This is a genomic window from Robinsoniella sp., from assembly GCF_034124845.1.
In genome coordinates this window covers 1-13,278 of record NZ_JAWYAJ010000398.1, presented here as the reverse complement: position 1 = coordinate 13,278, position 13,278 = coordinate 1, and the positions used below count along the sequence as shown (strand labels likewise).

15 protein-coding genes are annotated in these 13,278 nt (G+C 42.6%); 8 read left to right on the top strand and 7 right to left on the bottom strand.

Translation table 11 applies throughout. The features are described 5' to 3' along the window. Positions 1–65 precede the first annotated feature (65 nt). Positions 66–479: a hypothetical protein gene (locus tag ACH2DQ_RS19915; protein ID WP_395028005.1), complete on the bottom strand. Its 414-nt coding sequence runs from the start codon at positions 477–479 to the stop codon at positions 66–68. Positions 480–575: 96 nt separating this feature from the next. Further along, complete coding sequence (locus ACH2DQ_RS19910) at positions 576–815, bottom strand: DUF6783 domain-containing protein (RefSeq protein ID WP_394912658.1); 240 nt, start codon at positions 813–815, stop codon at positions 576–578. A gap of 181 nt (positions 816–996) precedes the next feature. On the opposite strand from ACH2DQ_RS19910, the gene ACH2DQ_RS19905 reads away from it, so the two are divergent. Both ACH2DQ_RS19905 and ACH2DQ_RS19900 read left to right on the top strand, forming a co-directional pair. Further along, the gene (locus ACH2DQ_RS19905) at positions 997–1,785 is read left to right on the top strand and encodes a class I SAM-dependent methyltransferase (RefSeq protein WP_394912657.1); all 789 of its coding nucleotides are present in this window, start codon (positions 997–999) and stop codon (positions 1,783–1,785) included. A 32-nt stretch (positions 1,786–1,817) separates the two neighbouring features. Further along, positions 1,818–2,462 (top strand): CatA-like O-acetyltransferase, encoded by a 645-nt coding sequence (locus ACH2DQ_RS19900; RefSeq protein ID WP_394912656.1) that lies wholly within the window; start codon positions 1,818–1,820, stop codon positions 2,460–2,462. Positions 2,463–2,465: 3 nt separating this feature from the next. Here ACH2DQ_RS19900 and ACH2DQ_RS19895 read toward each other — a convergent pair whose 3' ends face one another. Then, positions 2,466–4,262, bottom strand: a complete 1,797-nt coding sequence (locus ACH2DQ_RS19895) for an ATP-binding cassette domain-containing protein (protein ID WP_394912655.1) — start codon at positions 4,260–4,262, stop codon at positions 2,466–2,468. Position 4,263: 1 nt separating this feature from the next. Next, the gene (locus ACH2DQ_RS19890; protein ID WP_394912654.1) at positions 4,264–6,309 is read right to left on the bottom strand and encodes an ATP-binding cassette domain-containing protein; all 2,046 of its coding nucleotides are present in this window, start codon (positions 6,307–6,309) and stop codon (positions 4,264–4,266) included. A gap of 267 nt (positions 6,310–6,576) precedes the next feature. Between ACH2DQ_RS19890 and ACH2DQ_RS19885 the strand changes: the two genes are divergently transcribed. From ACH2DQ_RS19885 to ACH2DQ_RS19860, 6 genes are all read left to right on the top strand, one after another. Next, positions 6,577–7,260, top strand: coding sequence for a response regulator transcription factor (locus ACH2DQ_RS19885; protein WP_394912653.1), 684 nt, complete (start codon positions 6,577–6,579; stop codon positions 7,258–7,260). Beyond that, positions 7,254–8,417, top strand: coding sequence for a sensor histidine kinase (locus tag ACH2DQ_RS19880; protein ID WP_394912652.1), 1,164 nt, complete (start codon positions 7,254–7,256; stop codon positions 8,415–8,417). The genes ACH2DQ_RS19885 and ACH2DQ_RS19880 overlap by 7 nt, the downstream gene beginning before the upstream one ends. 124 nt (positions 8,418–8,541) lie before the next feature. Next, complete coding sequence (locus ACH2DQ_RS19875; RefSeq protein ID WP_394912651.1) at positions 8,542–9,156, top strand: hypothetical protein; 615 nt, start codon at positions 8,542–8,544, stop codon at positions 9,154–9,156. Continuing rightward, the gene (locus ACH2DQ_RS19870; RefSeq protein ID WP_394912650.1) at positions 9,146–9,280 is read left to right on the top strand and encodes a CD1871A family CXXC motif-containing protein; all 135 of its coding nucleotides are present in this window, start codon (positions 9,146–9,148) and stop codon (positions 9,278–9,280) included. Before ACH2DQ_RS19875 ends, ACH2DQ_RS19870 begins: the two co-directional genes overlap by 11 nt. Next, the gene (locus tag ACH2DQ_RS19865; RefSeq protein WP_394912649.1) at positions 9,264–10,133 is read left to right on the top strand and encodes a 4Fe-4S binding protein; all 870 of its coding nucleotides are present in this window, start codon (positions 9,264–9,266) and stop codon (positions 10,131–10,133) included. Before ACH2DQ_RS19870 ends, ACH2DQ_RS19865 begins: the two co-directional genes overlap by 17 nt. Then, positions 10,130–10,684: a TlpA family protein disulfide reductase gene (locus ACH2DQ_RS19860; RefSeq protein WP_394912648.1), complete on the top strand. Its 555-nt coding sequence runs from the start codon at positions 10,130–10,132 to the stop codon at positions 10,682–10,684. The genes ACH2DQ_RS19865 and ACH2DQ_RS19860 overlap by 4 nt, the downstream gene beginning before the upstream one ends. 2 nt (positions 10,685–10,686) lie before the next feature. Here ACH2DQ_RS19860 and ACH2DQ_RS19855 read toward each other — a convergent pair whose 3' ends face one another. From ACH2DQ_RS19855 to ACH2DQ_RS19845, 3 genes are all read right to left on the bottom strand, one after another. After that, positions 10,687–10,821 carry a helix-turn-helix domain-containing protein gene (locus ACH2DQ_RS19855; protein ID WP_394912713.1) on the bottom strand — a complete coding sequence of 45 codons (135 nt, stop codon included), beginning with the start codon at positions 10,819–10,821 and terminating at the stop codon, positions 10,687–10,689. 14 nt (positions 10,822–10,835) lie between these two features. Next, entirely contained in the window at positions 10,836–12,215 is a 1,380-nt protein-coding gene (locus tag ACH2DQ_RS19850; protein WP_394912647.1) for a response regulator, read from the bottom strand. Further along, positions 12,212–13,278: sensor histidine kinase (locus tag ACH2DQ_RS19845; protein ID WP_395027997.1), on the bottom strand; the 1,067-nt coding region annotated here is incomplete at its 5' end. The genes ACH2DQ_RS19850 and ACH2DQ_RS19845, both read right to left, overlap by 4 nt.

Below are 13,278 nucleotides of genomic sequence, written 5' to 3'. Positions count from 1 at the left end.
ACAAAAAGAAAGCCAATTAGCAATGACTTAAAAAGCGTTGTCCATGAATTTGAAAAAGAATTGATTCAATTGTCCAGACGTACCTTCTGATTAATTAATGTCCATCCATCAGGCAATAATATAAATAAGGTCAAAAAGAATAAAAGAAACACGATAATAAGAAAAAGAAACAGGCTGTTTCCTTTTTGGAAAGCTGCAATTGGAAGAATTGAGCTTGTATTTTTCGTTATCAATTCATTATAAGAATTATTTTTGTTTAAACATAGCGTTTTAAAATAGGAATTATGATCACCGTCATCATGAGCTATGATACATTCTGAAATTGCCCATGTCTCAATTACAGTTGCATTATCTGATAATTCATACTGATTATACGTACTACAAAAGAGCGCACTCATAGTTAAGCACATAGCAAAAAGAAGCATTTTAAAATAGACGCGCATACGAGATAGATGATATTGCTTATTATTTGTATCCATGACAATCCCCTTCTTAGCTGCCGGTAAGGTTAAAGTGGTCAGCCTAAACTACATTGCTTTTCATTTCATATATTGAGATGTTGGAAAATACATATTTTATTTCATTATACCAGAAAAAAAAGTCAAAATAAAGCACTGTATATTTATCCGATTTTGCAGGTTAGTACTACAGCGCACACTTCCAGGCTGCAAATATTGGGGTTTTGCTGAGTAAATATGCTTTGTATACAGAGGTTGTGTATGGAAAGCGAAGAGGATGTAGCGGGCTGCGTAACCTTCATTCGGGGCAAATATGCCGCTAAGTGAGGCGTGCAGATGGCAGGAATGAATTTTCAACTGGCTCTAAAAAACCAGAAATGATATTGACACTATATAATGACATACCCCCCTTATTATGATATTATTTTTACATGTCAATTATAAACTTTATTCATCTAAATCTTGAACCCAGAAAGTTACTGTTAATTGAATGTATAAATTTCCAAAAAATTTTTAAATTCGAAAGGCGGGTGTTAAAATGATTCAAAACACAAAAATCGATCATGGAAGAGGGTTTGACTGGGGACGTACATCCAGCGATTATGCCAAATACCGGGATATCTATCCAAAAGAATTTTATCAGAAGCTTATAGATATGGGTTTGTGTGTGAATGGGCAAAAGGTATTGGACATTGGAACAGGAACCGGGGTGCTTCCCCGTAATCTGTACCAGTACGGAGCCGAATTTACAGGAATTGATATTTCTAAGAATCAGATTGAACAGGCTATTCTGCTATCCCAAAAGTCCAAAATGGATATTAATTTTCAATGTGTTCCGGCTGAAAAAATTGATTTTCCCTGTGATTCATTTGATGTCGTAACTGCTTGTCAGTGTTTTACCTATTTTAATCATGAAGAGCTTGCACCTAAGATACATAATATGTTAAAGTCAAATGGCAGATTCGTGGTGTTGTATATGGCATGGCTTCCGTTCGAAGATGTAATCGCCGGTAAAAGTGAAGAGCTTATTTTAAAATATAATCCTGTGTGGACAGGGTGCAAAGAAGTAAGGCACCCCATCTCCATACCGGAAGTCTATAGCGATTATTTTACGCTGGAAAATCAGGAGGTATTTGATGTTTCTGTTTCATTTAACCGGGAAAGCTGGAATGGGCGCATGAAATCCTGCCGTGGTATAGAGGCTTCCTTATCTGAAGCGGAAGTGGAACAGTTCGACCATGATCACCGAAAGCTTTTGGAGGAAATAGCCCCTAAGGAAATTCAGATCTTACACTATGCAGCGATTACGGTAATCAGGAAAAATTAAAACTACAGCTTCTTGAAATGGAGGAAATGAAAATGGAACACCAGATTGCATATAAAATCATCCCGTTGGAATCATACCCAAGGCTTAAGCATTTTGAGTATTTTAAAGAAATGGCTAATCCCTATGTAGGTGTGACAGTAAAAGTAGATATCAGCGAATTTTTAACTATCATTAGAGATAAAAAACTACCTTTTTTTCTCTCTTTTTTATACTGTGTTTCAAACGCTGCCAATTCCGTGGCTGAATTAAGGCAGCGAATATATAAGGGCAGTATTATTGAATACCAAAGATGTCCGACCTCACATACAGTTGCTTTAGAAAGCCACACCTATTGTTACTGCAAGTTAGACAGCAATCTTGCATTTGATGCATATCTGCCTTATGCGCTTCAAATGCAGGATCGTGCAAAAGCTGAACAATGTTTGGAAGATGAAGAAGACTCATTATCCTTATTTTTTATTTCCACACTTCCCTGGATTACTTATGAATCTTTCATACAACCTACTCCAAATCCAGCTGACAGTAACCCAAGGATCACATGGGGACGCTTTATAGAACAGAACGGGCAGTTCTTAATGCCGGTATCAATTCTATGCCACCATGCATTAGTTGATGGACTTCATCTATCTCAATTTTATCAAAACCTGGAGCTGGAACTCCGTAAGTTTGGAAAATAATTATTATTTCCGCAACGCAGCCGCCGGCTCTGTCCGAACCAGGGGCAGACTTGCACCACCGCTTAAAACCATGACCACTGCAAATGCCGCCATTATGGTGAAAGCCGCCTGGGCTCCCGAGACAATCAGAGGCAACGCCAGCAGTTTACTGATAAATATGCTGATCCCCAGCAGCGTCAGTTCCACCACTGCCGTAAGTATGGACAGGAACAGATTTTCCTGCAGAATCATACCGGTAATCTGCTGCCTGGAATATCCCAGCGCCGATAATAAGCCCACCTCCCGGTACCGCGTATTTTGCAGCTTGATCAGAAGTACAGCGCAAATAAACAAACCAATTCCCAGAATCAGGATGGACAATACCAGAAACAGTTTACCCAGGCTTTGGAATGTATTCTGAAGTGCGTATACCTCATCTGATGCATTGTCGGATTGCAGACCCTGCAGCCCCAGCCGGTTGCTGACCGCTACAATATCGGAGAATTCTTTCACATCATAATTGATGGAATAATTGTCCTGTTTGGGGAGCTTCTCATAGAGCTTCTGCTCGATGTCCGGGCTGACGATAAAATCATCATATCCGGCGTTGTAGATTCCACTGATGGTAACCGTATAACTTGAACCGTCCAGCTCTAAGGTAAGCTCTCTGCCGATCAATGATTTTATATCCTCTGTCATCTTCTTTGCCAGGCTTGGGGTAATTGCAATTTCATTCTTTTCCTCACCTGGCATAACACCATAGGACAAGCCCTGGGTTGCTTTCGGTGTGGGGAATTTTTCAGCCAGCACCTGGCTTTTTCCATCCATTTGCAACGAAATATTTTCTAATTTATACTGGTAATATACATGTTCGATCCGTTCGTCCGACTTTAGATATTCCAGTATAGTGCCATCATCGGTTCCCCGTATGTAACCATTATTAAACGACGTGTTCTTTTCCTGAAACTCCAATATAGAGTGTTCCATTACATTGCCAAAGGACAGGGAAAATAAAAACGCCAGCATACCGATGGATATTGCAAGTGACACCGCAATATAGCGCTTTAAATGTATCTTGAAATTTTTCACTGCTTTAGAAACCATGGAATTTTTGTCCGGCTTTTTTTCTCTTTGGAGAAGGGACTTTTCATTGGATACGTTTCGGCTTACCGGGCGGTCCCCCATTATTCTTTTCTCTTTGATCTGAATAACATCATCTGCAAACTCACTTATTTTTGCGTCATGCGTAATTACAACCACCAGTCTGTCCCTGGAAATTTCCCTGAGCAGAGTCATTATTTCCGTAGAGGTTTTCCGGTCCAGCGCACCGGTAGGTTCGTCTGCAAATATAATCCGGGGATCATTTACCAGTGCTCTTGCAATGGCTGCCCGCTGCTTCTGTCCGCCGGAAAGAGTCTCTGACAATTGATTTTCTTTTTCTTCCATGCCGAGCCTCTTTAGAAGTGCCTTTCCCTTTTTTTGCCGTTCCTTTTCATCCTCTCTCCCATCACAGGCAAGTAAGATATTTTCCAAGACAGTATAGCCTGGCATCAGATGGTAATTTTGAAATACAAAACCAATGTTATCCCTGCGGTATCCACAGAGTTCATGGGCATTCATCTCATTTATCCGGACACCTCCCACGGTAATCACGCCGCTGTAATCGGTATCAAACCCTGCAAGCAGATTTAGCAAAGTCGTCTTTCCTCCTCCGGACGGGCCCATCAGGCACACAATTCCGGTATCGGGAAATTCGTAACTGCAGTGTTCTAATATGATATTGCTTCCATATTTTTTTGTAATATCCTTTATTTTGATCATTTTATCTGTCTCCTGTCATCAGGGAATTTGTTATTTTCGCTGAAAAGCTCACCAGTGTTGTGACGATGCCTGAAAATATGCCCATTGCAAAAATCAGTAAAACCCCGACGCCTAGAAGTTTGCCGTTTAAGATATTCACATTCCAGAATGCAGTGGTTGCTAAATTTGCAGCCGGTGATATACAGAGGAATAAAACCGCCGATGCGGCTGCCTGAAAGAGTACCTCCGTAAATGACAGCAGTGCCAGGTGCCTTCCGGAATAGCCGCTGACTTTATAAATTGCATATTCCCGTTTTCGGATGAATGCCGTAATGAATGCCACAGCCAGAATGATGACAACCGACATGATGCCGATCACGATGATTGCAGCGCCGGACTGCTGATTGGTCTGCTGGTTTAGACGCACCATGTCCTCCACAAGTTCAAATCGTCCCAGAGGTACGATACCGCCTGCATTTAGTTCGTCTTTTATTGCTATCATATCTGCCGAAGTTTTAGCCCGGATGGAAAAATTAACCTCACCATTTTTCACTTCCGCCTGCGCCCGCATTTCATCAGTAGCGGATTTACTAAAGAAAAAGGAATCATCAACCGAATATTCCATCAGTTCTTCACCCACATCATATTTTACCGTAGTGTCCATGACACCCACTATTTTACATTGAGATGTAACCGGCTTAGAAACAGGTTCTCCACTGTCCCAGTTATAGATTGCCCCCTGAAAAGTAACCGTCTTGCCCAGTGCCTCATTGTCACTTAATCCCAATTTCTCCACAAAGCTCTGGGGTACAACAATTTCATTGTCACTGCCCATGGGCATAACGCCTGCGGTGAGCCTGTTGATAACGGGAACCGAATTACTTGTATCTATTTTTATGTCCTTGTCATCAACCGTAACCTGAATATCGTTATATGCCTGTGTAAACACAATATGTGATACCCGGTCATCTGATAAATACTTCTCATAAAGCCCGTCAATATCCTGTGTCACATTTGCATCCGGCTCATCATTTTCCACTCCATCCGTACCTCCTGCACTCATAAAACTCCCTGCAATGCTGATATCTAAAATACTGTCTCCATAGGTCCGAAACAGTTCATCAAAAGCTGACTGACCCGTTCCGGTGATCCCGCCGCTTACCGCAGTAAGCAGTAATACCGCTCCCACAATAAGCGACAGCACGTGAATGGAAAATCTTCCCCATTTGTTTTTTATGTGAAAGGCTGCAATCCTCATTGCATTGGAAAAGCCCAGTTTATGTACATTGGTTTTAGTGGAATTATTTTTCTTGTCTGACTTATTTCCTGCTCTGTCGGTTTTATTCCCGGTTTTTTCAGCCTTATTCCCGGTTCTACCTGTCTTATTCCCTGTCCGTCCTTCTTCATTTCCCATTCTATCTGTTTCATCAACTGTGCTGATCAGTTCCCCTTTATCTATCTCATGGACCTTGTCTTTCTGATTAATCAATTCCCCATTATGGGTCACAATTATTACGGTTTTTTTCTTGGATATTTCACGCAGAATATCCATAATTATTTTTGAGGATTCTTCATCTAACGCACTTGTCGGCTCGTCCGCGATGATTACCATGGGATCTTTCAGGAGTTCACGGGCAATTGCCACACGCTGCTTCTGTCCGCCGGACAGCTTGCCGGCCTTTTGCTTTGCCAGCCCGCTAATTTTCAAATCCGCCAATACCTTCATCACTTCTTTTTGATTCGGCTTCTTTTTCAGATACCGTGGAAGCATAATATTCTCCATAACGGTCAGGTCATCCAGCAGATTAAAGTCCTGCCACACAAATCCAAAGATATTGTTATAGTAATAGCTCTTGTCCGCTTCGGTAAGATTTTTCATGTTTTGTCCGCTGTAAAAAACCTCTCCTTCAAAAGACTGTTCCATACCGCTGATGATTTTTAACAGCGTGGTCTTACCGCTTCCGGATGCCCCCACAATAAAGTGAAGACCTCTGCCTATCGTCATAGAAATACCCCGCAGGGCAAATTCATCTCCAAATTGCTTTGATACATTTTTTAATTCAAACATTTCGTGATCTCCTCTATAATACCGGGCAAGCTGGTGCTTCATCCGTACAGTAACAATAGTAACAGCACTGTCACTATCATTACTGTCTGGATGAAGCACTAGTGCCGTGAGACACTAAGTCCCATTCTGTTAACAAGCCCGGCTTTGGTTTTAATACGAATATATTAGCATGACTGACATAAAATCTTTGTTAAGGCATCCGTAATTTTCTTAACAAAGATTTTATGTGTTCGTGGTATAATAATGTAAAATCCAGGAGGTGGGTATATGAGAATTTTAATCGTGGAAGATGAAATAGATTTATGTGACTCCATTGCAGAGGGGCTGCAGATCGACGGCTATGCGGTGGATACGTGCTATGATGGAACAGAAGCCTATGAACTCATCACAACGGAAACCTATGACCTTGTTGTGCTTGATTTAAATCTGCCGGGCATGGACGGAATGGATGTCCTGTCTAAAGTACGAAAACAGGATAAAAACACGAAAATACTGATCTTGTCGGCACGAAGCACTGTTACGGATAAAGTAACCGGGCTTGATTCCGGCGCAAATGATTTTCTTGCAAAGCCATTTGATTTTGAAGAATTAGAAGCCAGAATCCGGTGTCTGCTGCGGCGGGCATTTATACAGGAAAACACGGTCCTTGTGTGGGAAGGAATATCGCTGGATACCGTAAGGCGCTCTGCATTTGTAAATGGCGAAGAACTGGCTCTCACGAAAAAGGAACTGGCACTGCTTGAGTATTTCCTTCTGAATCCAGGCAAGGTAATCAGCCAGGAAGAAATGATGGAACATGTGTGGAATATGGAAGCTGACAGCCTGAGTAATGCAGTTCGCGTACATATCGCATCCTTACGTAAGAAATTAAAAGCAGCACTCACTTACGACACCATTGCAACTAAAATCGGTGCCGGATATTTTCTGATCGGAGGTAATCAATCATGTTAGGCAAAATTTCTATCCGTCTCCGCCTTACCATCCTGAACGTATTTCTCCTTACGGTCTGCTGTGTCATTCTCACCATCATTTTAAACTTTTCTGCAAACAGGATGGCAAATGTGATTGAAGCGACTGTTGTTACTCCAGCAATCCAGTTTGATCAGATTGGAGAACTCCCCCCTTCAGAACCACAGACGCCTGATACCGCCGCTGACAACACCAACTCAGTACCTGCTGCACAGACCCTGAATTCACAGTCAGCGCGCTTGAATTTTTTATATCAGAGTATACTCTATATGATGATGCTGCTGGTCATTGGCGGATTGCTGACCTACTATATTTCCGGCAAGGCATTAAAGCCTCTGCATATACTCAGCCGCCAGATGAAAAATTGTACGGTTTACAACCTTTCGGAAGACTTAAAAGTACCGGAAAGCCAAGATGAAATCGCAGAATTAACTCGTTCATTTAATGAAATGTCCAATAAATTAAACGATGCCTTTGCCATGCAAAAACGCTTTTCCCAAAGTGCCGCACATGAGCTTCGCACTCCCCTCACAGTACTTAAGACTAAGGTAGACGTATTTAAAAAGAAAAAAGACCGCACGCCCCAGGAATATGACAAACTACTTTCCGTCATATCTGCCCATACAGACAGGATGTCCACTTTAGTCAAAGATCTCTTAGATCTCACCAATATGGATACATTGGTTTGCGACCAGGAAATTGAGGCCAGTGAACTGCTGATTGATGTGGCGGCTGAATTATCCCCTCTGGCGAAAGAAAAGAATATCTATATTACAGTTTCCGGCAGCTCCCCCATCCTGACCGGCAATCAAAACCTGCTGCACAGGGCTTTTTATAATATTATTGAAAACGCAGTAAAATACAACGTGGATAGTGGAATCGTAGAAATCTCTGTCAGCACCCGGGAACAATACACTGTAATCACCATGAAAGATAATGGAATCGGAATCCCAAAGGAATTGCAGCCACTTATTTTTGAACCATTTTTCCGGGTGGATAAATCCCGTTCCCGGCAAATGGGCGGAGCGGGACTTGGACTTTCTATTGTTAAATCCATTATAGAAAAACACAACGGAACCATTTCCGTATCCGATAACCCAATGGGAGGTACCATTTTCGAACTTCTGCTGCCACTATAGCATATCTGGTTTGCTGAACTGTGGCAGTAATTTTAAAATTGCTATGAGCAGAACTTTCTCTTAACAGAAATTTTATATCGGATTTGCTACAATGACTTCACTAACTAAAAAGTGAGGTAAAGAAATGAAAAGAAAACTGATCCTTGTGATCTCATGCCTGTTGGTTTTTTCCCTGGGAGGCTGCAATTCCAGGCCTTCGGAGGAAAAAGTCAGGGCAGCCCTGGACGATGGCACGATTACCCTTGAAGATGCCAAAGAAAAAGGATGGATTGATGATGACTGGATTGATGCAAATTACGAAAAAATAGAAGCAAAATCGAAAATCTATCTGTTTGATCCCTTTGAAACTACATATCTGGATGGAACCCCTGCCTCTTCTAAGATCATTGAAGGTGAAACCTGTATGGTCTTCTTTCACACACAAGGTGAAAAGACACTGGAAAAACTGAAGGTATTTAACGATATTTCAGATGAAATGAAAACCATTGGGGTACCTGTCATTGGTATCATTACGGACGACGATGTGGACGCTGCCAAAGAAAAGCTGACAGATGTGAAGTTCCCGGTTATCGTTTACAATGAATCCATGCAGGAATCCCTGAAGAACTATGATGACCTTATTCAATCAGACCTTGTTTCCATATTTACAAAAGAAGGTGGATTTTATACTGCCTGGAACACAGAAGCCGAGGCAGATGATTTACTCTCCTTTGCTAAGGAGTTAAACGATGAAGAATAAATATGCCGCAGGCATCTTATTGCTTGCTGTTGTCCTGGCCGGTATCGGCGTTTACCGTGGCGAAGCAGCCGAGGTACTTTCCAAGGGCATCAACTTATGTCTGGAGTGTGTGGGCATTGGCTGAGCATAAAAGCCGCTGGAAACGCTGGAAGATACAGGCAGCCGCCACGCTGCTGACCAACGCTCACATTACAGGCTTTTTTAACGGTAAAATCTACAAGGGAAATCTAAAGGGAATCTGTGTTCCCGGGCTGAACTGTTATTCCTGCCCCGGTGCCATCGGCTCCTGCCCCATCGGGTCATTGCAGGCGGTTATTGGTTCGTCAAAATTCAATTTTTCCTACTACATTGTTGGCATGCTGATTCTGTTCGGCGTGTTATTTGGACGGCTGGTGTGCGGTTTTCTATGTCCTTTTGGCTGGTTTCAGGAGTTGCTTCATAAGATACCATCGAAAAAATTCAGCACCAAAAAGTTTGCCATACTGACCAAACTCAAGTACGTGATATTATTCGTGTTCGTTATTATACTGCCCATGACCATTCTGAATGAAGTGGGTATGGGGGATCCCTGGTTCTGCAAATGGATCTGCCCTGCCGGGATCTTAGAAGGTGCCATCCCTCTTTCTATAACAGACAGCGGGATTCGTGCTGCACTCGGTGCCTTATTTACATGGAAAAGCTGTTTGCTGGCTGGAATCATAACTTTATCCGTCTTTTTTTACAGGCCATTCTGCAAATGGATCTGTCCCCTTGGCGCATTCTATGCCCTGTTTCAAAAATTATCCTTTTATAAGTTTCACATAGATAAGGATAAATGCAACGGCTGCGGCACCTGCACAAAAGTCTGTAAAATGGATGTGGCAGCGTATAAAACCCCCAATCACTCTGAATGTATCCGCTGCGGAGACTGCATCCGCACCTGCCCCCGGAGTGCAATCTGTAAAAGTATCAATTTAAGAAAAGAGGACAAACGTTGAAAATAGATAAGAAGAATACGAAAAAACTGTTATGTATCCTATTAAGTGCTGTTTCCATTCTTTCACTGACAGGATGCGGCAGTACAGAAATAGAAGCCACCAAAAAACCATTTCCAGAATTTGAAGGTGTGGATTTTGAAGGAAATACCATGAACAATGATATTTTTAAAGACTACGATGCCACCGTCATCAATTTCTGGACAAATGGCTGTGGCAGCTGTATTGCAGAAATGCCGGAACTGGAAGACTACTTTCAGAATTTCAAGGACCGGAAGATCAATCTCATTGGAGTGGCTGCCAGTGCCGGAGAATCCGATGAATCAAAAACAACATCCGAAACCATTTTAAAGGAAAAAGACGTAACCTATTCAAACCTTATCCCCGATAATAAAAGCAGCTTTTATACGGATTTTATCGGAGATATTGCGGGCTACCCCATCACATATATTGTGGACAGTGAGGGGAATATGATAGGGGCTCCGCTGATCGGGGTGGTGAAAAAGCAGGACGATAATCTGATGAAACGGTTAGATGAGGTTGTTGGGAAGTAACATTATTTCATCCCCCTATACTCACTGGGCGTACACCCCGTCTGCGCCTTAAAAACCCTGCTGAAATACCGGCAGTCATTATACCCGCACAGTTCACATACCTCCTCCAGTACCATATCGGGTTGTTCACGCAGAATTTGCTTGGAAAGTGTTATTTTTTTTCCGTGATATATTTATTCAGGGATACTCCGGACATTTTTTTAAACAGTCTGGAGAGGTACGTGTAGTTGTACCCAAACACATCCGCTACCTGTTCCAGCCCTTCCAGGGTCAGGAAATTACTGTCCACGTATTCCAGTACCCGTGTCTCTATCTTCTTTTCATAGAGTTCCTCTACGTATCTTCCGATTTTTTGAAAACACCCCATTAGATTTTCAATCAGTTCCTCTTCTGTAGCTGCCAGGCCGATGCACTGCTGCTGCCTGATCTGTATGTCCTCCTGGAATGCAGCTTCACAGTCCTGGCTTGACAGTTCCAGTAACTTCAGCACATACAGGCTGACTTTTTCTATGTTTTCCTGGGTCGCACTGTTCTGGATCATATATCTCAGAACGATTTGTATCTCATCGGTAAAGTTTTTCAGATCCGTATGTAGGAAATAATTTTTGATATAGCTGCTCAGTTTCATTTTGACAATATCCAGGATTCCCTGATCATCGTCTTTTTCTTTTTCAACAAAGAGGATCTGGGACTTGCCGATTATGAGCTTTTGCTGCATTAAATGCCGCAGCCTCTTGGTCAGATTCCACACATCTTCATAAGGCACAAACTGTTCCGACAGGCATATATGAATGGCCAGGCTGGTTCTTAATTCCAACAATGACATCAGGCGTTTTGCCAGATTGCCGGTCTCCTCATCCCCGTCTGCCCTGACCTGTATCCCGACTATTTTCTGGTTTGCGACCTGTTCGTCTGCCAGATACCAGTTTTGTCCATCCCGGCAGACTTCCTCCAGTAATTTTCTCCAGGGAATTTCCTGTATGATCTTCCTGTAGTGACCGGTCAGCACCGGGTCTTCTATATCATAGAAGAGATTCCCTATACAGACTGAAAAGATGGCATACTGCACCCCTTCCGTATACTGGAACATATAGGCATCGGAATAGAGCACCTGGCGCTCCTGTTTTGCATTCGTATAAGCCAGGCTCTTCTTGATATCAAACAGCACGTCCAGCAGCTTTTCATCTTCCAGCGGTTTCAGTATATAATTGAAGATACCATATCTAATTGCCTTCTGGGCATAAGAAAAGTCGGAGTAGCCGGAAATGATCACTACAATCATACCCGGATAAGTGTTCTTAATGATTCTGGATAATTCCAGGCCATCCATCACCGGCATGGAGATATCCGTAAATACCACCTGGGGCTGGTGTTCTTCGATCAGGCCCAGCGCCTGTTTTCCATTTTCAGCCAGGGCTGCAACGGTGACAGACGGGTCCAGATATTCTATTTTGTGCTTAATATAGGTACCGATCTTAAGTTCATCTTCTACGACTATTGCTTTGATACTTCCCTTTGCGTCTGGCTTCATAGTATCTTCCCTCCAATTACAATTCCTTCCTGATTTACCTCATAGACTACTTCTTCCCGGTAGAAAAGCTGCAGTCTGACATATACATTTACCAGTCCCATTCCGTCAATCTTGGTGGAAAGGCTGTTGACTCCGTCCATGCTCTCTTCACACTTTTTGAGGATTTCTGCGGCTTTACTCTCTGAAAAACCGGCTCCGTTATCCGTCACACGGATACTCCAGCAATCCCCTTCTTTCAGTTCTCCCACGATGCGGATATAGGGCTTGCTGCGGTTGCAGTATTTAAATGAATTCTCAACCAATGGCTGGATAATCAGCTTGGGGACCCGGATATTCATCATTTCCAATGGAATATCGGTTTCCACCTGGGCATTTGGAAAACGCTCTTTCATGATGTCCACATACCGGTTTACATGCTTCATCTCTTCAAACAGGCGGACTCCCGTGCTTTCTTCTGCCGATATATAGCGGAACATCTGAGTCAGGTTCAGACACATTCTGGCTATGTCCCGGTTGTCCCCCTCTTCCGCCATTGATCCCATGGTTGTCAGTGTATTTACCAGAAAATGGGGCTGCATCTGTGCCTGCAGCGCCAGGAGTTTTGAATGGATCTCAAAATCTTTTAAGGTGATAATGTGGTGCATGGATTCTTCCAGTTTTTCATTCAGTTCCCCGATAGAATTGGACAGATAATCCAGTTCCAGGATATCCGTATCCACCCGCTGATACCGGATCCCCTGTGCCAGATCCACCCTCCTCAGTTCGTGGCAGACTTCATGAATTGGTTTGGAGATCTCTCTTGCAACCCGATAGCTGACAGCAACCATCAGAACTGTAATCACCAGAAAGAATACAATTGCGATGCCTAAAAATGTCAGAAGTTTATTGTAATAGCTGAATATGGAAATGGTATAGAGTACATAAATGTCGGAATTGAAGATTTTATAAACATAGTTATAATAACCGTCCTTGCGGAAGCTGCCGGTCTTCCAGTCAATCTCTTCCAGAAACTGCCTGCCGTCCATATCCGATTCAGAAAATATCGTATATCCTGCATCATTTA